At 51.3% G+C, this 23,088-nt stretch carries 21 protein-coding genes and 2 tRNA genes; 22 read left to right on the top strand and 1 reads right to left on the bottom strand.

The annotated features are described in order from the left end of the window. Window position 1: 1 nt before the first annotated feature. The 19 genes from QGG23_02925 to QGG23_03015 all read left to right on the top strand — a co-directional run bounded on the left by QGG23_02925 (window position 2) and on the right by QGG23_03015 (window position 18,565). Window positions 2-1,237 (top strand): 3-isopropylmalate dehydratase large subunit, encoded by a 1,236-nt coding sequence (locus tag QGG23_02925; protein MDP6048387.1) that lies wholly within the window; start codon window positions 2-4, stop codon window positions 1,235-1,237. Continuing rightward, complete coding sequence (locus QGG23_02930) at window positions 1,234-1,713, top strand: 3-isopropylmalate dehydratase (GenBank protein ID MDP6048388.1); 480 nt, start codon at window positions 1,234-1,236, stop codon at window positions 1,711-1,713. The genes QGG23_02925 and QGG23_02930 overlap by 4 nt, the downstream gene beginning before the upstream one ends. Then, window positions 1,706-2,695: an isocitrate/isopropylmalate dehydrogenase family protein gene (locus QGG23_02935; protein ID MDP6048389.1), complete on the top strand. Its 990-nt coding sequence runs from the start codon at window positions 1,706-1,708 to the stop codon at window positions 2,693-2,695. The genes QGG23_02930 and QGG23_02935 overlap by 8 nt, the downstream gene beginning before the upstream one ends. Window positions 2,696-2,853: 158 nt before the next feature. Continuing rightward, window positions 2,854-4,083 (top strand): beta-ketoacyl synthase N-terminal-like domain-containing protein, encoded by a 1,230-nt coding sequence (locus tag QGG23_02940; GenBank protein ID MDP6048390.1) that lies wholly within the window; start codon window positions 2,854-2,856, stop codon window positions 4,081-4,083. Beyond that, window positions 4,083-5,582 carry a hydroxymethylglutaryl-CoA synthase gene (locus QGG23_02945; protein ID MDP6048391.1) on the top strand — a complete coding sequence of 500 codons (1,500 nt, stop codon included), beginning with the start codon at window positions 4,083-4,085 and terminating at the stop codon, window positions 5,580-5,582. Before QGG23_02940 ends, QGG23_02945 begins: the two co-directional genes overlap by 1 nt. A gap of 128 nt (window positions 5,583-5,710) precedes the next feature. Continuing rightward, window positions 5,711-6,124 (top strand): Lrp/AsnC family transcriptional regulator, encoded by a 414-nt coding sequence (locus QGG23_02950; GenBank protein MDP6048392.1) that lies wholly within the window; start codon window positions 5,711-5,713, stop codon window positions 6,122-6,124. Between the two features lie 415 nt (window positions 6,125-6,539). Then, on the top strand, window positions 6,540-6,713 hold the full coding sequence (locus QGG23_02955) for a lysine biosynthesis protein LysW (protein ID MDP6048393.1): 174 nt from the start codon (window positions 6,540-6,542) through the stop codon (window positions 6,711-6,713). A 58-nt stretch (window positions 6,714-6,771) separates the two neighbouring features. Next, complete coding sequence (locus QGG23_02960) at window positions 6,772-7,956, top strand: hypothetical protein (GenBank protein ID MDP6048394.1); 1,185 nt, start codon at window positions 6,772-6,774, stop codon at window positions 7,954-7,956. Window positions 7,957-7,968: 12 nt separating this feature from the next. Next, window positions 7,969-9,015, top strand: a complete 1,047-nt coding sequence (gene argC / locus QGG23_02965; GenBank protein ID MDP6048395.1) for an N-acetyl-gamma-glutamyl-phosphate reductase — start codon at window positions 7,969-7,971, stop codon at window positions 9,013-9,015. After that, window positions 9,016-9,828 (top strand): [LysW]-aminoadipate/[LysW]-glutamate kinase, encoded by an 813-nt coding sequence (locus QGG23_02970; GenBank protein ID MDP6048396.1) that lies wholly within the window; start codon window positions 9,016-9,018, stop codon window positions 9,826-9,828. It begins immediately after the preceding gene. Between the two features lie 32 nt (window positions 9,829-9,860). Next, a complete protein-coding gene (locus tag QGG23_02975) occupies window positions 9,861-11,021 on the top strand; it encodes an aspartate aminotransferase family protein (GenBank protein MDP6048397.1) in 1,161 nt (386 codons plus the stop codon). Then, complete coding sequence (locus tag QGG23_02980) at window positions 11,002-12,105, top strand: M20/M25/M40 family metallo-hydrolase (protein ID MDP6048398.1); 1,104 nt, start codon at window positions 11,002-11,004, stop codon at window positions 12,103-12,105. The genes QGG23_02975 and QGG23_02980 overlap by 20 nt, the downstream gene beginning before the upstream one ends. A 40-nt stretch (window positions 12,106-12,145) precedes the next feature. Next, window positions 12,146-13,186: a hypothetical protein gene (locus QGG23_02985; GenBank protein ID MDP6048399.1), complete on the top strand. Its 1,041-nt coding sequence runs from the start codon at window positions 12,146-12,148 to the stop codon at window positions 13,184-13,186. Between the two features lie 136 nt (window positions 13,187-13,322). Beyond that, the gene (locus QGG23_02990; GenBank protein MDP6048400.1) at window positions 13,323-13,922 is read left to right on the top strand and encodes a FeoB small GTPase domain-containing protein; all 600 of its coding nucleotides are present in this window, start codon (window positions 13,323-13,325) and stop codon (window positions 13,920-13,922) included. Next, window positions 13,912-15,360, top strand: a complete 1,449-nt coding sequence (locus QGG23_02995) for a ferrous iron transporter B (GenBank protein MDP6048401.1) — start codon at window positions 13,912-13,914, stop codon at window positions 15,358-15,360. Before QGG23_02990 ends, QGG23_02995 begins: the two co-directional genes overlap by 11 nt. 44 nt (window positions 15,361-15,404) lie before the next feature. After that, on the top strand, window positions 15,405-15,545 hold the full coding sequence (locus tag QGG23_03000; protein MDP6048402.1) for a hypothetical protein: 141 nt from the start codon (window positions 15,405-15,407) through the stop codon (window positions 15,543-15,545). Next, window positions 15,532-16,182, top strand: a complete 651-nt coding sequence (locus QGG23_03005; GenBank protein ID MDP6048403.1) for a metal-dependent transcriptional regulator — start codon at window positions 15,532-15,534, stop codon at window positions 16,180-16,182. The genes QGG23_03000 and QGG23_03005 overlap by 14 nt, the downstream gene beginning before the upstream one ends. Before the next feature lie 46 nt (window positions 16,183-16,228). Then, window positions 16,229-16,966 (top strand): metal-dependent transcriptional regulator, encoded by a 738-nt coding sequence (locus QGG23_03010; protein MDP6048404.1) that lies wholly within the window; start codon window positions 16,229-16,231, stop codon window positions 16,964-16,966. A gap of 438 nt (window positions 16,967-17,404) precedes the next feature. Further along, window positions 17,405-18,565 carry a hypothetical protein gene (locus QGG23_03015; protein MDP6048405.1) on the top strand — a complete coding sequence of 387 codons (1,161 nt, stop codon included), beginning with the start codon at window positions 17,405-17,407 and terminating at the stop codon, window positions 18,563-18,565. 414 nt (window positions 18,566-18,979) lie between these two features. Here the strand turns inward: QGG23_03015 and QGG23_03020 are convergent. Then, window positions 18,980-19,087, bottom strand: a tRNA-Leu gene (locus QGG23_03020). 65 nt (window positions 19,088-19,152) lie between these two features. Here QGG23_03020 and QGG23_03025 point away from each other — a divergent pair. The 3 genes from QGG23_03025 (at window position 19,153) to QGG23_03035 (ending at window position 23,013) form a co-directional block, all read left to right on the top strand. After that, window positions 19,153-19,230, top strand: a tRNA-Arg gene (locus QGG23_03025). Window positions 19,231-19,381: 151 nt separating this feature from the next. Next, the gene (locus tag QGG23_03030; protein MDP6048406.1) at window positions 19,382-20,287 is read left to right on the top strand and encodes an aldo/keto reductase; all 906 of its coding nucleotides are present in this window, start codon (window positions 19,382-19,384) and stop codon (window positions 20,285-20,287) included. Window positions 20,288-20,607: 320 nt separating this feature from the next. Then, entirely contained in the window at window positions 20,608-23,013 is a 2,406-nt protein-coding gene (locus tag QGG23_03035; GenBank protein ID MDP6048407.1) for a zinc-dependent metalloprotease, read from the top strand. The last annotated feature ends 75 nt before the right edge of the window (window positions 23,014-23,088 follow it).

Consider the following 23,088-nt stretch of genomic DNA (forward strand, 5'->3'; position numbering starts at 1 on the left):
AATGGGATCAACGATTACAGAGAAGTTACTGGCCAATGCATCACACGTGGCTGAGGCCTCTGCTGGGGACTATCTCGTGGCAGACCTAGACTATGTGATGGTCCACGACTCCACTGGTCCTCTCGCCTTCCAGGGAGTCTCCGAGATTGGGAAGGGGGTATTTGATAAGGATAGAGTCATCCTTGTCTTCGACCATTTCTACCCAGCGCCTTCAGTGGACGCGGCTAGCCTCCACAAGATTTCAAGGGAGTTCGTCAAGTCGGAGGAGATCTCCAACTTCCGCAGCGACGGCGTTTGTCACCAGTTACTGGTTGAGGACTACGTCTCCCCTGGAGATATTGTTGTGGGGGCAGACTCTCACACATGCACACAGGGCGCCCTTGGGGCGTTCAGTACCGGGTTGGGGTCAACAGACGCCGCCGGTGCCATAGCTACCGGAAAATGCTGGTTTAGGGTGCCGGAAAGCATAAAAATAGAAGTTTCGGGGTCCCCCGGGAAGGGTGTCTATGCAAAAGATATGATTCTAACCATCATAGGGGAGCTTGGGAGTGATGGAGCTCTTTATAAGGCGGTGGAGTTTGGTGGTGACTACGTGAGGGATTCAAGCGTCCCCTCTAGGATCACCCTCTGCAATATGGCCGTCGAGATGGGGGCTAAGAACGGCGTAATCGAGGCTGACGACAAGACCGTGAGTTATCTGGGGAGGGAGGGGAAGACCTTCAGGAGCGATCGAAACGCCGTCTATGCCGATGAGATAGAGTTCGACATCAATAATGTTGAGCCTCAGATCGCATGTCCTTCAGAGGTAGACAACGTTATGCCTGTGACCGAGGTTGATGATGTGGCAATAGATCAGGCATACATAGGAACATGCACCAACGGTAGGCTGGAGGACCTCAGGGTTTCAGCGGATATCCTCAAGGGGAACCAGGTCCATCCCGACGTGAGGCTTGTCGTGATACCTGCAACAACCAGGATTTATCTGAAAGCCTTCAACAAGGGCTATATACAGACCATACTCCAGGCGGGGGGAGTTGTCCCGAACCCGGGGTGTGGACCATGCATAGGTCGGTGGGGTGGTGTCCTGGCCGACGGAGAGACATGCATCACTACCCAAAACCGGAATTTTACAGGGAGGATGGGCCACCCAAGTTCCAAAATATACCTAGCTTCTCCCGCTACGGTCGCGGCTTCTGCTCTAACGGGGACAATAATGGACCCAAGAGGGTTTCTATGAGGGCCTGGAAGTTTGGGGATGACATCAACACTGACCTCATCACCCCGGGGAGGTTCAACGTTACCACAGATAAGGCCAAGCTAGGGAAAATTGCGTTCATCGAGTATAGGCCGGAGTTTTCAAAGGAGGTCCGAGAGGGGGACATCATTGTCGGAGGGATGAACTTTGGCTGCGGGTCTTCCAGGGAGCACTCACCAATTGCCATAAAGGCTGCTGGGATAAAGGCTGTTGTGGCCAAGTCCTTTGGGCGCATCTTCTTCAGGAACTCAGTGAACATCGGCCTGCCAATATTCATCTGTAAGGGGGTGGATGGAATTGATGATGCTGATGACATTGAGATCGATATCAGTACGGGCGAGATCAGCAACGCTACGAGGGGGACGCTGATCCAGGCTGAACCCCTCCCAAGATTCATCCAGATGATAGTGGATAAGGGGGGACTGATTAATTTTCTCCGGGATGAAGGATATGTATGACGTAGCTGTTGTACCTGGAGACGGTATCGGCAAGGAGGTCGTCCCTGAGGCGGTAAGGGCCTTGGAGAGTACGGGATTGGAATTTAATTTCCATCGCTTCGACGTTGGATATGAGGTCTTCAAAAGGGATGGAAATCCCGTTCCTAATGAGGCGATAGTAGGGATCAAGCAAAACCCCGTATGCCTTTTCGGGGCCACGACAACTCCTTTAGGTATCCCGAACTACAGCAGCGCTATCCTGACTCTTAGGAAAGCATTAGGGGTCTACGCGAACATCAGGCCTGCTAAGAGCTGTCCTGTTAGGTGGTCTAGGGATGGGGTAGACCTTGTAGTGGTCCGTGAGAACACCGAGGGCCTGTATAGTGGGATCGAATTCGGAGACAGGGATCGGGCCTATACTCTCAGGGTGATAAGCTTGGAAGCGTCTGAGAGGATCGCAAAGTGCGCTTTCAAATTGGCGATGAGCAGGCGTAGGCAGCTAACATTGGTGACGAAAGCGAACGTCCTTAGGAAGACTGATGGCCTCTTTAGAGATGTCTCTCTTGGGGTTGCGGAGGAGCACCCAGAGGTGGAGGTAAACGAGCTTTTGGTTGACGTAGCCGCGATGCACATAGTAATGAAGCCTCAGATCTTCGATGTAATCTTGGCCCCCAATCTCTATGGTGATATCCTTTCGGATGAGGCAGCCGGACTGGTTGGGGGACTAGGTCTCGCTCCCAGCGCGAGCATCGGGGATGACTACGCTCTGTTTGAACCTGTCCACGGCTCCGCTCCCGACATCGCAGGGAAAGGTATAGCTAACCCCATGGCTGCCATACTCTCTGCGAAGATGATGCTTGAGCACATTGGGGAAGATAAATGGGCTCACAAATTGGAGGCTGCAGTTATCTCAGTCCTCATGGAGGGCAAGCATCTGACCCCAGACATCGGTGGGAACTCGACTACCCTTGAGGTCACTGACGCGATAATCAAGGCTCTATAGACTCATATTTAAGCACCAGACCTTACAGGCCGTTTACATCCTCTACAAACTGAGGCAATTTCAAGGAGTATCGCCTGTATCTTTCGGATCGTGTGGGCATTTAACTCCGACAATAGTCGAAAATGTTATAGGCAATTGTCGTATTACCCGTCCCTATCTTGACTCACAACGAACACTCCAAACCAATCGCTGCTATCGTTGGTGCAGGTCGGACCAAATTCGGCGAGTTGTGGTACCAAAACCCAGAGAAACTCCTCTTTGAGGCCGGCCTAAAATGCATTGAGTCAGTGGACAAGGGCCTGAGTCGCAAGGACCTCCAGGCATGCTTCTTTGGGAGCTTCCTATATCAGACCACTAATAAACTGGGGCTCATTCCCGGCTACATGTCCAGGGAGCTCGGTCTTAATATCCCCATCTCCATGACGGAGGCCGCCTGCGCCTCGGGAGGTTCCGCCCTCTTCAACGCGTGCATCGCGGTTCAGTCCGGGGTTTACGACACTGTTTTAGTGGGTGGCTTTGAGAAGATGACAGACAGGTCTTATAAGATGAGCGACGACCTGATGTTCGCCGCTGACCCCAAGGAGTTCGACACCGGCTTCACATTCCCAGGCCTTTACGCTACCATGATGACCAGGTACATCTACGACTATGGGTTAAGTGACCCTCGGTGCCTAGAGGCGCTCGCGATGATTGCCAGTAAGAACCATCTTCATGCCTTAGGGAACCCTTACGCCCACTTCCGCAGAAAGTTTAGCGTGGAGGACGTAATGGACTCCACAATGGTTGCAGACCCTATACGCCTCCTCCACTCCTCTCCTATCTCGGATGGAGCATCAGCTCTAATTGTAACGAGCCCCAAAACAGCGAGTACGCTTACTGATACCCCCATCTACATAGTGGCGAGCCAGCAGGCCAGCGATGACGTCTCCCTGTTCACCCGGGAGAGTCTCACGTCCATTAAAACCACTAAGCTCACACTTACCGCCGCCCTCTCTCAGGCCAGTCTCGACATTGGAGATATACACCTAGCGGAGGTCCACGACTGCTTCACCATTGAGGAGGCTATCTTCTTGGAGGACGCAGGATTCTATGAGACGGGAGAGTCGTGGAAGGGCATCCATGAGAGCTACGAGTCCTTCAAGGGCTCCAAACACATCCCTTATGCGAAAGAGGGCGGAGAACTCATCGTTAATCCGGGGGGCGGCCTCAAAGCTGATGGTCACCCCGTGGGGGCCACCGGTATACGGCAGGCCTATGAGTGCTTCAAGCAACTCCGGGGAGAGGCGGGGGGCAACCAGGTGGACACACCCCCTGATATCGCCCTATGCCACAACATCGGGGGGACGGGGGGTATCGCCACGGTACACATACTTAGGAGGGATATTTGATGAGTGAGCCCATAGCGAGGCGGAACGCCCTAGTGGACTACCGGATCAGCACTATGAGGTGTGCAGACTGCGGCAAAGTATACTTCCCCCCTAAATCCTTTTGCGACCTAGAGGGGAGGGACAGCACCATGCTCCCTGAGGACTATTTCTACAAACAGGGCGAGCTCTTCAGTGGTACCATGATAGCAACCTCCACCAACAAGTTCAAACACCTTGGCCCCTTCCTTACCGGGATCATCCAGTTCCCCGAGGAAGGCTTCAAGGTTCCCGGCCGGATAACCGACCGCATCCCCTGTGCTGAGGGTGGGGAAATCTCTGGGCTCATTGGGAGAGGCGTCGTGCCTCGGTTCAGGAGGAACTATGCCGACGGGGCCAGTGGCCTAGTTTACTACTCTAGTCTCAACTTCAGCCTTGAGGGGGATTACTACCCCTACCAGGAATTCGAGACGATTAAACCCTCTAACAACATCGGGCCACCCGGCATCGTGGGATATGGTGCTTACCTCCCCAAGTTCAGGATAAAGAACGAGCCCTCCGGGACCCTTGGGGTCAAAGAGCGAACTGTGCCATTCATGGATGAGGACACTGTGACCTTTGCCGTGGAGGCTGGGAAACGGGCTCTGATCCACTCTGCTCTGAGTAATAGGCTTATCAGGAAGTGCTTTGTGGGCACAGAATCCCCAGCCTACGCCGTGAAGCCCATTATGGCTACGGTGATTCAGGCCTTGGAACTCGGGATAGCTCACGATGGGGGGTTCTACTCTGGGGGCGTTGACACCCAGTTCGCATGCAAGGCCGCCTCGGACCTCTTCATCGACGCCGCAGCCCTCGTCGACTACTCCAAGTTCGAGGGAGATTACGTCATGGTCATCGGGGCCGACAACTCACAGGCGGCTCCTGGGGACGCCTTAGACCGTACCGTAGGAGCTGGGGGCTCGGCGTTCATCATAGGTAAGAGGGACGTTATCGCTACCCTGGATCACTACGTCTCCTATACCTCAGACACTCCCGACTTTTATCGTCGTGAGGGCCAGCGGTATCCAAGGCACGGAGGGCGCTTTACCGGGAAACCCGCCTACTATAAACACACCCGGAACGCAATGGATAAAATACTGGAGAAAAGTAGTATGGCGCCCGGAGACTTTGCCCACATCGTCCTCCACTCCCCTAATGGTGTGTTCCCCCTCAGAGTCGCGACCGAGATTGGCTTCAAGAGAGATCAGATCGACACGGGTCTCGTGGTAACCCGGATAGGCAATCTCTATTCTGGATCTACCCTCACTGGACTCGCGGCGGTTCTCGACATTGCGGATCCAGGAGAGAGGATCCTCATGGTGAGCTACGGCTCGGGGGCAGGGAGCGACGCCTATATTTTCACAGTGACTGAGCAGATCTTGGAAAAGAGGGGGAGGCTGGTCCGATTAGAGGACCAGATCGAAAGTCCCCTACGTGAATACATAGACTACAGCACTTACAGGAAGATGAAAGAGATCAGTTGAGGACGGTCTGCCTGTATGAAAGGGATCCTTAAAAACCAACGAGTAGTAAACCCATTCCATATTACGCGAATTATGGTTTTAGGGCTGATCCAACCCCTTTTTTAAGTTTAAACCAAATGAAATGCGATATGGTCGATGAGATAGATGAGAAGATCATCAACGCCCTCAAGGAGAACTCCCGGAAGTCTAACGTCCAGATCGGGAGCGCGGTGGGGTTATCCGAGGGGGCCGTTAGAAACAGAATCCAGGCCCTCATAAATTCTGGCACTATCAGAAAATTCACGATAGAAGTAGCTCCCTCCATTAGGGTGAGGTCCTTGACCATGATCTCGGTGGATCCCTCCAGCCCGACCTACGCTATATCCAAGAAGGTGGAGTCTCTTTCTGGGATCGAAAGCATCTATGAGGTGACGGGAGAATATGACATCGTCTGCGTTGTCTCGCAGCGGAATATAGAGGGGCTTAACCAAACCATCGAGGAGATTAGGAAGCTTGACGGCGTCGTTAAGACCAACACAGTGATAGTACTGCGAACTCTCTAGTAGTTTCTACGATTCGTGCCATTTTTCTTTATTTTATATAACTTATTCTCCGTTATTTTTCGAAATCTTTATGAATTATACGCCATCCGGGATTGGCATCCTTTAGAATGGTACAAATAGGGCTTGTACCTGCGTGTATGGCTTGCGGCACTACCTTAGACCGTTCAAACGATTCCTTCTTAGGAGAGATCGTTGGATGTCCAAAATTCGGCTATATGGTATAGTCGAGATGGATGAATCCGGGAGCAAGCACCTGAAGAAATATTGATATACCTTTAAGACTGGGGTGAATAAACCAACCCATGTCTGAATTGGGACAAAAAACCCAAAAAATGGGGTATTAGTGTCACAATTCTTATTACTTTCGTGTATAACGAGTTACGTTATAACACAATCAAAAAGGTATGATTAAACGATGACAAATACATGTGTTGATTGCGGAGCTGGCATGGACGTTCCCAATGATGCTCTTATCGGAGAGATAATTGGATGCCCCGACTGCGGGTTAGATTATGTTATCGAGAACGATGACTCCGGTGGCAAGCAACTGAAGGAACTCTTGATTGAGGGTGAAGACTGGGGAGAGTAGCCTAGCACAAGGCCCCCGGAGAGGGATCTTGTGTTTTTTTGGTTAATTGGTGCTTTTTATGGCAAATATAGCGATGTTATGTGATCGAATCGAGACAGACGAGTTGGGCATCCGTCTCACGGCCGAGGAAATGGAAATCGATCTTGAATATTTCCCTTTTCACAAGGTGTCAGTAGCATTCGATACTGATGGATTCTCCTACCGTAGTCTTGGTAAGGACTACACTGCTAAGCTTAGCGATATCCGGGTAGTGCTGAATAGGACCCAGAGCAAGAGCCGCAGGTTGTACGCCACCGATATCTTCGAAGCTATTGGTGCTCAAGTACTGAACCCCATGACGGTGGAGCAGGCATGCCAGAGCAAGGTGAGGACACTGCTTGCGTTTGCCACCAACGGTATTAGGGTGCCCAGGACAATTTACCTGTCAGCTAACGTTAAAGAGCGGACAGTCTTAGGAGATGTCCAGGATAACTGCGAAAACATCTCTGCCCTAATCTCCCAGGACCTAGGAAGTGAGAAGGTCGTGGTGAAGCCCGACGCGGGAACCCACGGGTTAGGCGTCACCCTCGCAGAGGGACCCGACGAATTGCTTCGAATCCTCAAGAATGTGTCGCCCACGATTACCAATCCATCAGGGGTGGTTGCCCAGGAGCTAATCCCCAAATGGTTTTACGACCTCCGGATAGTGGTCCGAAAAGAAAAAGGGAAGGCTCCACACTGCCACGAGACCGCTCTTGCTCGAGGGGGCTTTAAAGAGTTCAGAACTAACACCTTCCTCGGAAACATGGTCTTTAGAGCCCATTTGCCCACAGTAGTTCGGAGGCAGGCTGAGGCCAGCGCTCTTGCCCTGGGGGGTAACGAGGCTTCCTGGATGATAGCCTTGGATGCGATGCCCCGAATCGGAGACGATCTCACGGAGGGTGAGGAGGTCCTTAGGCAAAGTTTTGATGACCTAGAGGAACACTTCCGCAAAGTGACTATGGTTAAGCAGATGCCCAATAAAAAGAGAAACTTCCGTACATACAACCGTGAGATTACCCGGGCCTATAACGAGTACATGGCCTCGGAGCCCTACGCCTACATCAAGAGTGTGGTGGACGAGACCTTGGAAAAGTGTCGAGACTCTATCTATTTCCATGAGGGGAACGCCTGCCCCGAGTTCTGGGAGCAGACTCGTATTGTGGGCGGGGTGGACATTGCCCAAGACCTTTTAACGTGTGCTATTGGACTCGTTGACTCTTAAGGATGAATAATAGTGAAGATCGGAATCATGGGGGCCTCAGGATATGCAGGGGGAGAGCTCCTCAGACTACTTCTACCTCATCCTGAAGCGGAGGTCGAATTCGCGACATCCTCAAGATTCTCAGGGGAGTTTGTACATATGGTCCACCCCAACCTCCGAGGTAGCACCAAGTTAAAGTTTACACCTCCCAGTATACCTCGGATGACTGAAGACTGCAACCTCATATTTCTAGCAACTCCCCACGGAGTCTCCAAGGACATGGTTGGTGACTTTTTGGAGGCAGGTGTAAGAGTTGTGGATCTGAGTGCAGACTTTCGTCTCAACGATCCCAAGGATTACCCTAAGTGGTACGGCTGGGAGCATCCCCACCCTGAGCTGCTCTCTGATGCCGTCTTCGGTCTCCCAGAACTCCATAGAGAAGAGATCCGGGGGGCCAATCTTGTTGCTTGCTCAGGCTGCATGGCCGGGGCGTCTATCCTTGGGCTTGCCCCGCTTGTAAAGACAGCTTTTGTTGAAAAAGAGAGGATTACGATCGATGCAAAAATAGGATCTTCTGGGGGTGGAAGTGACCCAACGCTAGCAAGCCACCACCCTGAGAGGTTCGGCGCTTTAAGACCCTATAAGGTGGTGGGTCACAGACACATAGCCGAAATCGAACAGGAATTGACTCTGGCGGGTGGGCACCTCCTGAAGGTGGGGTTCACGCCTCACGCTGTGAATATGGCGAGAGGCATCCTCGCGACAATCCACATTTGGCTCAATCGTCCCTTGAGAGACAGGGATATCTGGACTGCATTCAGGAAAGCCTACTCAGACGAGCCGTTTATCCGTCTTGTTAAGTCGAGGAAGGGGCTATACCAACTACCTGATCCTAAGGTAGTTTCAGGTACTAATTTCTGCGACATAGGCTTCGAGCTCGACCCTCACGCCGGGCGTCTCGTAGTGTTCTCCGCGATAGACAATCTTGTAAAGGGTGCAGCGGGACAAGCAGTTCAGTGCTTCAACGTGATGCAGGGCCTAGACGAGCGGACGGGGTTGGAGCACGTTGGGCTACACTAAGTGAATGAATTGATTGTCATCAAGATCGGTGGAGACCTCATCTCCAAGGGTTTACCAGAAGCTCTCGTTGATAACATCGTCTCTATAACCAAGGAAAATAAAATCATTCTAGTTCATGGGGGTGGAGACGTTGTCACAAGGATCTCCACGGAACTGGGCCATCCCCCTAAGTTCATAGTCTCCCCTAAAGGATTCAGGAGCAGGTACACTAACCGCGAGGAGGCCGGGATATTCACCATGGTAATGGCTGGCAAGATCAACAAGGAGATCGTCTCAGCCCTCCAGGGTCGTGGTGTCCAAGCGGTAGGACTTAGCGGTCTTGATGGGGCCCTTGTCCGGGCGACGAGGAAAAAGAAGATCGTAGCGGTGGATGAGAGGGGTCGGAGAATGCTGATAGAGGGGGGCTACACAGGAAAGATCGACGGGGTGAACAAGGTATTCCTAGGACTGCTGGTGGATAACGGCTACATACCTGTCATCTCCAGTCTTGCAATGAGTAAGGCGGGAAAGCCCCTCAACGTCGATGGGGATAGGATGGCTTCTAGTCTAGCCACGGCGATGGGAGCCGAAAACTTGGTACTCCTAACCGACGTAGCAAATATACTTGTGGCCGGTAAGTCGGTTGATGCGTTGAGCATCTACGAGGCCAAGACTGTTATAGAGGGTATCGGCCCCGGTATGATAACTAAGCTATACGCGGCCATTGAGGCGCTGGAGGGCGGAGTCGGGGAGGTCGTGATCTCCTCCGGTTTCATTAAGAACCCGATTGAATTGGCACTAGAACACAAAGCTGGTACGGTGATAAAAAAATAAGCAAATGGATTGTCGACAAGGAGAATCTTTCAATGGCCTCTACATACTGGAAGAGGCCTATTGTGATCACTCACGGACGAGGCTCGAATCTTTGGGATGCCGAGGGAAGGAAATACCTCGATTGCACTAGTAACTACGGTGTCGCAATAACTGGGCACTGCCATCCTAGGGTCGTTGAGGCAACAAGGAACCAGGCGGGGCTGCTACTCTCCTGTCATGGCACGTTCTACAACAAGGCAAGGTCCGAGCTCTTGCATAGGCTATCTACCATATCCCCGGATGGTCTCCAGAGGGCCTTCTTATCTAACAGCGGGACCGAGTCAACAGAGTTCGCTTTTAAACTTGCGAGGAGAAGTACGGGGAAAACCGGAATCATCTCGATGATGGGGGCTTTCCACGGAAAGACAATGGGCGCTTTGTCGGCGACTTGGAACAAGAAATATCGGACACCATTCGAGCCGTTGGTTCCAGGATTCAAACATGTCCCCTATGGTAAGCTTGAGCGGTTGGAGGCGGCCATCGATGATGAGACCGCAGCTGTAATCGTGGAGCCTATACAGGGGGAGAGCGGAGTCAATGTCCCTCCGGATGATTTCCTCCCCGGGCTCAGGGATATCTGCGACGACAAAGGGATCCTCCTGATTCTAGACGAGATCCAGACGGGCTTTGGGCGCACAGGGGACTGGTTCGCCTGCCAGCATTATGAGATCGAACCTGACATCATGTGCCTCGCCAAGGCAGTCGCGAGCGGTCTCCCTATGGGCGCTACCATGGCAACGGAGGAGGTGATGTCCACCCTCAAGATGGGAGACCACTCGAGCACCTTTGGGGGAGGTCCGGTTGCTTGTGCAGCTGCATGTGCAACCATCGACGTGCTCAAAGATGAACGGCTTCCCGAGCGGGCGAAGACTAATGGTGAATATATGCTCACAAGGCTGAAGGAACTGGTGAAAAAGTACACGATCGTCCGAGGAGCCCGTGGTAGGGGTCTGATGCTGGGTTTGGAACTCCGGTTCGACGTTCTGAATGTCATCATGGGGTCACTGGAGCGTGGAGTCCTATTCCTAGACGCTGGGAGAAAAGTGGTGCGTATGCTCCCCCCTCTCATCATAGATCGGGGCCAGATCGAAAGGGCCCTCACGGTCCTGGACGAGGTCCTAGAGGGAGAGGAGAATGCAAGACTCAGCAATTAACCTTCTCAGAGGGCTGGTGGAGCGGTACAGCCCCTCAGGAAAGGAGGATGAGGTCGGATATTTTTTATCCTCCCGAATGGAGGAGCTGGGTTTTCTAGTCAAGCGAGATATTGTCGGTAACGTTATCGGAGAACATGGGGATGGTAGCCCTAGAGTGCTTTTGTGTGGCCACATGGACACAGTTCCTCCCGAACTTCCCGTCCGCCTTGAGGATGGGATCCTCTACGGGAGGGGAACCGTTGACGCTAAGGGCCCCCTGGCTGCATTGGTGATGGCGGCGTCGGGACTGGTCGACGACGGTCATTCCGGAACCCTCATTGTGGTGGGTGCCGTGGATGAGGAGGGAATGAGCACCGGCGTCAAGAACCTCGTTAATGACGGGCTAGAGGCTGACTATGCTATCTTCGGCGAGCCCACCAATGTCGAGACCATCACGGTGGGTTATAAGGGAGGCTTAGTACTGAAGATTGACTGCGAGACGGAGACGGGGCACTCCTCGGCCCCATGGCTTTTTAAAAACGCTATTGAGAAAGCGATGGGAATCTGGCACCAGGTCAAGTCCCTCCAGTTACCAGAGGAGGATTCTGAAAGCAGATTCCATTCCGTCTCCTACTGCCTGAGACGGATCAAGGGCGGAGGGATAGGTAGTGTCGTTCCTTCAAGCTGCCAAATCTTGGTTGAGGCTAGAATACCCCCTGCTGTATCTGTAGATAGGCTTAGCGCTGAACTCCTCGCCCTCATAGACGCATATAGGGTGGATAATCCCGACGTGAATGTCTACGTGGAGATCTTGGGCCATACCGAACCTTACCTATCCGATAAAAAGTCTCCTCTAGTCAGGGCTATTTCCCGTTCTATATGGAGGAACCGAAAAGCGAAAGTGGGTCTCATCAATAAGACGGGGACGGGAGATATGAACATCTACGGAAGGGCCACAGGGACGCCCACCATCACATATGGCCCAGGAGATCCTCACTTGGACCACACATCCTACGAGCATATAGGGGTTCAGGACTATTTGGATAGTATTACGGTACTCAAAGGGGCGCTGACCGACCTGCTTCTACTCAGCGGTCAGAATTGAAATTTATTTAACTGTGCGTTCTAAAATATGGTTGGCCAAAATGTGTCAGCTAGCCGCCTATGTGGGAGACCGGCCCATCATTCCTCTTCTCCTCAGGGCCCTGGAGCTCCAGGAGCCCCTTTACGCAGGCCACGCCACTGGCTTAGGGGTCATTGATCAGGGCGTCCTAAGAGTCGTGAAGGACTCAGGGCCTGTTGTACGGGTGAGGCACGTAACAGATATCGGATCCCTAAAAGGGACCGCTGGGATCGCCCATAGCCGTTACAACAGCCGCGCCCGGGACGATCCCCGTTTCAATATCTCAGAGATGGCCCATCCTTTCCTTGATGACGCCAGGAACTTGGCGCTGATGCACAACGGAACTATCTACAATTACAGGAAGCACTGGCAACAGCTCAGGGACGTTCACTCTTTCACGTCCTATGTAGAGGGTCTTGACTCCATTACGGACAGCGAGATCGCTGCCCACATGCTCAGCGACGAGCTGTTGGGAGGAATGTCTATAGAGAAGGCGTTGAGGGCGGTCACATCCCAGCTCGTTGGGGGCTTTCTTCTGGCCGTGATAACTCCCGACGACCCAGAGACTGTCTGGATCGCTAACTGGTATCAGCCTTGCGTCGTTGCGGTGGGAGACGACGAGGCAATGTTCTGCAGCAGCCCCCTCGGTTTCCACGATATAGCCTATGAGATGGATAGACTCTTCAAGCCACCCAAGAATAGCATACTAAAGCTTACCCGAGGGAAGGTAGAGGTCACCACGATGGACTCGAGCCGGAGGCTCTATGACTGGAAGATGGACGAGGGGAGAGCAGCTGATGCGATTCTACAGATAGTGATGAAGGAGAAAGAGATCGGCGTCAAGAAGCTCTGGGATGCCCTGTATCCAGATGGGTGGGCGGAGGTGTTCGGGGTCTCTTCGGAGAGCTTCAGGAAGGAGTACCTCCAGGGTTTCAGGTTCGTTAACGAATACTTTGGCTTCATGGATAAGCTGGTCGCGCGCGGGTTCTTGAAGAAAAAGGTCAATCTAAGGGCAGAAGGGGGGTATCCTGAAACACCCAGGATCTTCTATAGCCTTGCTTAGAAATTAGGGGCACTTCCAATGTTTCTTTGATTTTTATCTCTTTTCTTAGACTAATCCAAACCCTTAAATAATTTAGGCTCTCCTAAATCTTTTACCATACGCAAGCATTAACATCCAATTGTGAGATCCGAACTAGATGTCTGAAATATTTTTGAAGTCGAAGAAAAGGCATAGCAGAGGGATAATGGGCCAAAAAGGACACCATAGCGGCGGTAACCAGGCCCCACTTTCGGTCTCCCAACCAGGTCTCAGGAAGCTGGCCCTAGTGGGAAACCCGAACACCGGTAAGAGCGTTATGTTCAATAACCTCACCGGGAGCTACGCCACCGTCTCCAACTATCCTGGAACCACTGTCGAGGTAACACGGAGTCAAGGTGAGTTCGGTGGCGTCCCATTTGAGGTGGTGGACACCCCGGGGATGTACAGCCTATATTCCATTACAGAAGACGAAAAAGTTGCCCGCTCCATTTTACTTAACGAGAGGCCAGACGTTGTCCTCCAGCTCATTGACGCAAAGAACATGGAGCGAATGCTCCTAATGACCTTCCAGCTCATCGAGGCGGGACTCCCCCTTATCGTGGTCTTCAATCTGATGGACGAAGCCGAGGAAGCGGGGATTATCATCGATCTGGAGGGGCTTTCAAAGAGGCTTGGAGTCTCTGTAGTGGGCACTGTCGCGACCAGCGGTAGAGGTATGGACAAGCTAAGAAAGGAGATCACCAACTATGTCCAATAAGATTGAAATAACATATGATCCTAGGGTTGAAAAGGCCCTAAAGGAGATCGGCTCGCTCCTCCACGGCGATTACCAGCTGTCAAAACGTATAATTTCCCTACTCCTGCTCCAGAATGACACAGATATCAAGGATCTAGTCAAATCACAGGAGGCTGAGCGTTGGGATGCAATCCAGGACATCATCAATCAGACTGCTGCCCTATATAATCACTCTATGAACTACGTCATCGCCATGACGAGGCGAGTGGAGGCGAAAAGGATCGTCCGGGAGGTAACTACATACCCTGAAAGTGAGGTAATCTCTCGTCGTGAGCACCTCAGCAGGTTAATGATGAACCCGGTGACGGGTCTTCCCATCTTTGTTTTTGTGATCTACGTAATGTATCAGTTCGTTGGTAACTTTGGAGCCCAGATCGTAGTGGACTATCTCGAAACATCAATCTTCGAGGAAAAGATCAACCCCTTCATCATCACTCATTTTACGCGACTGCTTCCATGGTCTATCGTCAGCGACCTCTTTGTAGGGGATTATGGGATATTCACCCTAGGAGTCAGGTATGCCATTGCCCTTATCTTGCCCATTGTGGGGACTTATTTCATAGCGTTTGGAATCATGGAGGATTCAGGATACCTCCCCCGAATGGCGATGCTCATCGACAGGGTTTTCAAGAGCATTGGGCTCAACGGCAGGGCCGTGATCCCCATGGTATTAGGCTTTGGCTGCGACACTATGGCCACCATCGTTACTCGGACCTTGGAGACAAAGAGGGAGAGGGTTATAGCCACACTTTTGTTGTCATTGGCGATCCCATGCTCAGCCCAGCTCGGAGTGATCTTCGCGATCCTCGCCGGAGCTCCCAACGGGTTGTTGATCTGGGGGGTAGTGGTTTTCGGGCTATTTCTGCTAGTGGGCTTCCTCTCTGCTAGGTTAATGCCCGGGGAGATGCCTACGTTCCACATGGAGATTCCTCCTTTAAGAGTACCCAAGTTTAACAACGTCGCGATCAAGACATTAACCCGAATGGAGTGGTATTTTCGGGAGGTCTTCCCGATGTTCATTATCGCGAGCATTCTAATCTGGCTGGGACAGATTAGCGGCGTCTTTGACCTGCTGGTTGGGATCCTTGCGTACCCCGTGAGCTGGATCGGTCTGCCCCGAGAAGTCGCAGTGATTTTCCTCTTCGGGTTCTTCCGGAGGGATTATGGGGCGGCTGGGCTCTTCGACCTACATCAGGAGGGACTCCTCGCTAATCCCCAGCTCATTATCGCGGCGGTGACCCTTACCCTCTTCCTCCCGTGTATTGCCCAGATCGCGGTAAACATAAAGGAACGGGGCTCAAGGATGGCTGCCTATATTACACTGTTCGTCTTTCCCTTCGCATTCCTCGTTGGCTATCTCCTCAAAATAGCTTTCATGATCGCGGGGGTGCCTATGTAATGAGATGTTCACTGTGCGGGTTAGACTTCAAGAGAGGAGACATCATGAGCTCATGCGAAAACTGCTTTGTGAAGAAAGGAGACTGCGATATGCTGAGGTGCCCTAACTGCGGTTTCGAGAACCCAGGAGAGCCCCAGTTATTTAAGATGATTAAACGATGGAGAAACTGGAATGGAATTAAGTGAGAACGCAGAAGAGATACTTGAGAGGCTTTGGACGGACAACGCAAACGAAGCGGAAGCTCGTACAAGCCTCCAAGACCCAGAAATTGAATTAAACGGCCTTGGGCTGAAGGAGCTCCGAGACGAGGCTCTGATCGACGTCAAGGGAGAAACTGTTTCACTGACTCCCAAAGGCCTACGAGAGGCGAGGAAAGTGGTAAGGCGGCATAGGTTAGCAGAGAGGCTGCTCATGGATGTTATCAACACGGAGCCCGGCGCGGCGCACGACGCCGCATGTAGATTCGAGCATGTCCTCCGGAGCGGTATCGAGGAGAACGTCTGCATCCTTCTTGGACATCCAAAGGTCTGTCCCCACGGTAACCCTATCCCCCCTGGTAAGTGCTGCAAGGAGGGACTTGACGAGGCTAACCGTGTGGTCTACCCGCTTTCGGAGATGGACATAGGACAGGGAGGGCGGATAGGGTATATCCACACCCACGGTGAAGGAAGTATTCAGAAGCTCATGGCAATGGGGGTTCTCCCTGGGTTCGACGTCTCACTGATTCAGAGATACCCCTCCTTCGTCTTCAAGGTTGGGCAGACTCAGATAGCGGTGGATGAAAAGATTGCAAGCGAAATATTCGTTCTAGTCTCCAGTTGAGCCGACCACAACAACATTTAAATATTTTAGTTTCGCCTAAATTTAGATGGCCCTGGGTAGTGATAGCATCGAGGAATACCTTGAGGCGATCTTTTTCTTTAACAACAATGGGAAGCTTGCTAGGAACACCGAGCTGGCCAAGAGGCTCATGGTAGCTCCCCCCAGCGTTACTCAAATGGTCAAGAAGCTTGCGGACCGGGGCTTTGTCATCTACGTGCCTTACAAAGGTGCGGTGCTCACCGGGCGAGGGATGGCTAGGGCACAGAAAATTGTCCGGAAACACCGGCTTTTGGAGCGGTTCTTTTATGATTACTTGAGGATGAACAAGGATAAGGTCCACGATGAAGCCTGCATGATGGAGCACGCCCTCTCTGACGAGGCTGCGTACGCGCTCTGCAACGCCCTAGACAACCCCCAGACGTGTCCAGATGACGGGAATCCAATACCCCGGTGCACCTTGAACGCATCCAACTGCGACGAGTGCGCCATTATCAGCGAGAGGGGCGAGGCTAGACCTTTCACAGAATTGTCCCACCTTCAGACTGGTGAGAGAGGGATCGTGATCCCGGTTGATGATGGAAGCATCCTCCTAAAGGAGTTGGGTCTTTTCAAGGGAGACGAGATCGAGATCATAAAAGCTGAGGCCTTTAATGGCCCTCTGAAAGTAAAGGTGGGCAATGAAACCACCAGCATTGAACGAGAGATTGCCGCGAAAGTCTACGTGGAGGTATTGGACGGAGAAAGGAGTCTTGTTGAGACTAATTTCTACGGCTCACATCACTGAGCCCAAATTGTCTCACGCGAAAACACCTTTGCCCTTATCAGACTACGATTATTAATAGGGTGCTTTGGATCCTGTTTAGACTCCCAACATGAGGCGTATGCCTTTTTTTAGCTCTTGTATTGTTTGTTACTCAATGATCAAGATGATGTCGTACACTCAATAAGCCGGATGGGCTTCCTTCACCTCAGGTATGGACCTGAGGTCAGCGCACATGCCAACCTTGTCGGAACAAATGGTGTTGCCAAGACTGACCCCCTATTAGGTTTTCAGTGAATCCAAACCTGACGCGCGCGTCATTTTTTAGGTCTGCAAACAAGAATATTTTCAGTGTTGCATTCCCCCTCATAAGAGGAAAGATCCGGCAGAACGGTGACGTCTAAACCACCCTTACACACGCCATTTATATCCTCACCTTTACACCAGAACAATGAAAGGTCTATGACCCCCGAACCAAGAGTCATTATCTGTACTGGCTCCCCAGGCAACGGCAGAGATGACCTTCTCTACCAAATGAGGGAACACGCCACATTCAACTATCACCACCTATTCGAATATATTGTAAACGAGGCCCGCTTTGACGACACCAACCTTACCAAGCTGAACATTCTCGACTTCTACGATAGCAGTCCCCAACGCATGCAAACCTACCACAAAGCCGCCATCCATAAGATTACCCAAGAAATAGATAGACGTCCCGGAGACCACATTATTAGCACACCCCTTCACTTCGAATGGAAAGGCAACAGATTCCAAGGCCTCTATGAAGACGAGATCCAAGCCCTCAAACCTGATGCTATAATCATCATTTTTGATGATATACTACGCGTCAGAGACCGCCTCAGTCACGATGCTCAGTGGCAGGGACATACTTTCACCCTAGGCGAGATCGCTAACTGGCGCCGCGAGGAGATCAGTCTCGCCTACAACCACGCTAAGCTCTTTACCCCTCGTCCAGAGGTCCAACTCGTCGCTTACGAGAATGGTCCTGAGCTTCTACAAGACGTCATCTGGAGCCACGGTCGCGAAAAGGTCTACCTTAGTCACCCCATTACTGGGGAAAACGAGGTCATGCTCAATAACATCCATGAGTTCGGCAAGACCCTCAGTGAATACTATGTCGTATTCGATCCCTATATGATCAAAGACTGGAACACCGTAGAGGCTTGGAGGCGCACCGTCAACGCCGCCATCGTTGCCGGGGAGCCCCGTCCCAACAAGCTCAATTTCACTATGGAGTATAAGACCGGCGCCATCCGCGAGGAGATCGACGCCCTTGAACTCGAGGCCAGCATCAAAAACCTTCGGTTCCAGATCATCGACACGGACTATAAGCTCATCGAGAACAGCGCCATGGTTGTCGTTTACCATCCCCGTGCCGCAATCAGCGCAGGAGTCATGTGCGAGATGGTTTACGCCAAAGCCCTCGGCAAGATGGTCTACGTCTACTACCCATACGAACCCAGCCCCTTCTTCGAATGGTACGCCACCCGGATCTTTTCCGAGGAGGATGAACTCAGAGATTTTCTCATAAAAAATTCCAAGGTCACGGGCCAGACACCTCTAGATATCTACACAGGAAATGCACCTAGAAACAGTTAAGCCTTTAAAATCTCACCCATCGTGCGCGGGAGCTTATTCCCAACTAGGAGACAATAGGAAATCAGCAAATTACAACTATCTCCAGGGAACTAGCCACATAGTGACTGTCTCCCAGCCTTAGGTTAGGCATGTATGTTGCCTTTGTGATAGGATAATACTTCTCCAGGAGAGTCAGTATCACGCTATTGCTCTCCTTCCAAAACGCGCCCTAGAAAGAGAAAATCTTCTCGCGCGCGATCGAACATTCGTCTGCTGGAAATTCAAGAACGTCGCCCTATGCATATCGCGCGCTGAGAAAGGTCCCATTCTTGTAAAGTCGTAGAGTATCAATAAGTAAGCTAAACGTTAATAATAATGTCTATTTCATTCGCACGAGACTGTTCTTCTTCGTTTATCTGGTTTAGTGGGTTTTTTTGGTGCGGGGGGCGGGACTTGAACCCGCGAAAGCCTCAGCTACGAGATGTCTTACCCGTGGTTGGGATCTTAAGTCTCGCCCCTTTGACCAGCCTCGGGTACCCCCGCTGCTTGATATGTGGGTGCGGTGGGGGTATTTATTTATGGGTGTGAGTGTCCTCTGTTCTGGCGTTGGGCCCGTAGCGCAGTATGGATAGCGCGCCGGCCTCCTAAGCCTGAGGTCGTGGGTTCAAATCCCACCGGGCCCGCCAGATATCTCATTTTCTATTTTTAACCCTCAGATATCACCCTTTGATTGTAGACTTTTTCTTTTTGGGTTGAATAACTCAAGGCTATGTGCTGAATCTCCCGCGCGCACGAGTTATAAACATAAAATACACCCTTTAAATCGAGGATAATCACATGGTGCATATTAACTCTGTTTCGAGCCGAACTACTTTACTTGGCTCCACAGATATTAGAGTCTCACAAATCGGTATTGGAACGAACCGGTGGGCGTTTGGTGAGAATGATGAGCCGGTCTTCCAAGTATACAAGTCATTGCTAGATAATGGCGTAAACTTCTTTGACACAGCTGAGGTATACACTGGTGGAAAGTCTGAGCGTCTTCTTGGAGCTTGTTCCAAACGCGATGGGAGAAACTCGGTTATAGCTAGTAAATATAGGCCCTCTTCTGACCGTTGTACTGAGCGTGATTTCTTTGAGGCTCTGGATGGATCGTTAAAACGGTTGGGAGAGGAGACTTTGGATCTCTATTATATACACAGGCCTCCGTCCGCTCAGGGTATTGAGGCCCTTATGGATTATATGGCTGAGGCTTGGACTTCGGAGAAGATAAGTGCAGTTGGTGTTAGTAACTTTGATGCTGAGCAGATGAGGAGGTCTGTGGCTCAACTTGAAAGACATGGCCTAAAGCTGGCCGCAAATCAGGTTGAGTATAGCCTGTTGAATCGGATGACTGAAACAAATGGTGTCTTTGATGCTTGTAAAGACCTCAATGCTTCTCTTGTAGCTTACCGTCCTCTTGGGAGGGGACAGCTAGCCTCGGCTGTAATCGCTGGTAACTCTTCGAGGGCTGCAGTTGGAAATCAAAATGAGTCTAAATTGGAGACTGTTATTCTATCAATTGCTGAGGACCATGGAGGGAGTGTTAGTCAGGTAGCTATCAATTGGCTACTTCGTAGGGATGACCTGGTGATTCCAATTCCCGGTGCCACTAAAGTGGACCATGCTCTGGAGAACATTGGAGCATTAGATTGGAACATGAGCAAATCTGAGTTTAACGAGTTGGATGACACCTCTTCATAACTTCTTTTATCCATTAACTGCAACGCGCGCTGGAAGACCTGAATAACACTGAACTCAAGACCATAATAAAGGAAATATTGGATACTGTGAACTGAATATTATAATGCCTTATTCAGGCATTTAAAGAGAGATAATAATCTAGACACTGATCAATGAAGAGACACTTTCACTTACTCGCGCGAGATGAAATGAACCGTGCACGATTGTCTGCACTCTTTTGAAACACTAACATCTGATTTTCTAGTGTTGATTTTTCAAAGCGCGCGAATGTTTAATCCTTAAAAAATACAAATAATGTTGATTTGTAGGATAGTACATCTATGGGAAAAGAAGTCAAACGTGACGACCATAAAACCATCACCGATAAGATCGAAGGTATGACCGAGTACTTGGGATTCTACAACTTCTATTGGGACGAGAAGGAAGGCAAGATCTGGCTAGAGGTCAGTAATTGGGACGAAGAGTTCCTTTATGTTAATGCCCTCTCCGCTGGCCTAGGCTCCAATGATATTGGACTGGACAGAAACCAACTTGGAAAGACAAGGATTGTATATTTCCACCGAATCGGGCCAAAGGTCCTCCTTTTCCAACCCAATTACAGCTATAGGGCGCTGAGTGGAAACCCCGACGAGATAAAAGACGTCGACGATTCCTTTACATCCGCCGTAATCTGGGGGTTTAAGGTGGATACCGAGGAGGGGGAAAGGGTGCTGGTGGACGCCACCGAGTTCCTGATGAGGGACGAGAAGGATGTCATCACTAGGCTCAAGCAGATGGATGAGGGGGAATACGAAGTTGACTTATCAAAATCGGCAATTTGGATGCCCGAGACCAAGAATTTTCCCCTCAACACTGAGTTCGAGGCTTTGCTTACCTATAAGGGGAGATCCCCCGGGGGCTATGTCACTAGCGTCGCCGTAGAGCCCAAGCTGCTTACTATGAGGCAACATCACAGTTTCATCCAGCTACCCGCTGATAACTTCGAACCTAGGCTCTGGGATCTGAGGTCTATGTTCGGGTCTAACACTTACAATGACTACTCCGCTCCAGTGGACCAATCCATTCAAAAAAAACTCATCAGGCGCCACAGATTAAAGAAAAAGAACCCGAAGGAGGAGTACGGGGAGGCTGTAGATCCTATAGTTTACTACGTTGACAGAGGTGTCCCTGAGCCAATTAGGTCAGCATTGGTGGAGGGCGCTGCGTGGTGGAACCAGGCCTTCGAGGCGGCGGGGTACAAGGATGCGTTCAGGTGTGAGGTGCTCCCTGAGGGTGCTGACAACTTGGATATAAGGTATAACATAATCAACTGGGTGCACCGCACTACAAGAGGTTGGAGTTACGGCTTTGGTATTGATGATCCCCGGACGGGGGAGATAATAAAGGGGCAGGTTGCGTTGGGTTCCCTCCGTATCCGGCATGATTTCATGATCGCAGAGGGGCTCATTGCTGATTACGAGGACGGTAGCGAAACATCAGAGATGCTTGAGATGGCACTCGCTAGGATTAGGCAGCTTTCGGTTCATGAGGTGGGGCACACCTTGGGGGTGGGTCATAACTTTGCTTCTAACGTCAACGGTAGGTCCTCAGTGATGGATTATCCCGCCATGTGGGTGAAGATAGACGATGACGGCAAACTCGACCTCTCCGAAGCCTATGAAACAGGCGTCGGAGAGTGGGACAAAGTCTATATCAATTTCGGATACCGGGACTATCCAAAAGGAGCAGACGTAGACTCGGAGTCCAAGTTGATACTTGATGGCGCCTTCGAGAGGGGGCTGCTTTTCGCGCCTGGTCAGGGCTCAGGGGCAGCGGGGGACCACCCGCTAGACAACCCTTGGGTGAACAGGACTGACCCAGTGGACGAGTTGGAACGCATTATAAAGATTCGAAAGATCGCACTGGATGGCTTTTCAGAGCGGAGGATCAAACCAGGTATGCCTATGGCGCTGCTTGAGGAGCCCTTGGTAACTACATATCTCTACCACAGATTCTCTACAGAGGCAGCCTGCAGCAAGATAGGCGGCCTTTACTATAACCATACCCTCAGAGGAGACACTCAAAAAGACCCCGAGATAGTATCCGGGGACGAGCAGAGGCACGCCATTGAGGTTGTGTTGAGAACGATCAACCCCGAGTTCCTTGAAATGCCAGAGAGGGTGCTGGAGATAATGCCACCGAGGCTAAGGGGCTTGGGTCCCCACAAGTTGACACTGCAGGAACCATCACTGATAAATAGGGATGTCTTTCCCGGACGTACTGGGAATCCATTTGACCCTTTAGGTGCGGCTGAGGTAGCTGCCAACTTTACCGTTGAGCGGTTGTTGCATCACGAGAGGGCGGCCAGAGTCGTTGAGTACCACACTAGGAACGATTACACTCCGAGTCTCGGGGAGGTTATTGACGCCCTGATTGAGGTCACTTGGAAGAAAACATATGAAAACGGGTACCACGCGGAGCTGGGTAGAATGGTGAACAGCTTGGTGCTCTACAACCTCATAAAGCTGTCATCTAACAGAGAGGCTGCAATGAGTGTGCGTTCAATTGCCTACCTCAAACTGGACGAGACCAAGGAATGGCTCGGGAAACAGGGGAAAAATGTTAAGGACGAAAGTTACAGAGCCCACTATCTGTTCTCCAAGGATTTGATCGAGCTCTACCAAAAGAACCCTACCGCCGTGAAGCTCACTAAGCCCCTCGGGATTCCCCAAGGAGAGCCTATCTAACTTATTTCCCAAATTTGTTTAATGGTATAAAAGCCCTAGAACTAACTGAGACCGCGAGCATTAAAGGAGGTCCTC

The organism is Candidatus Bathyarchaeota archaeon (assembly GCA_030739585.1).
Lineage (GTDB): Archaea > Thermoproteota > Bathyarchaeia > TCS64 > TCS64.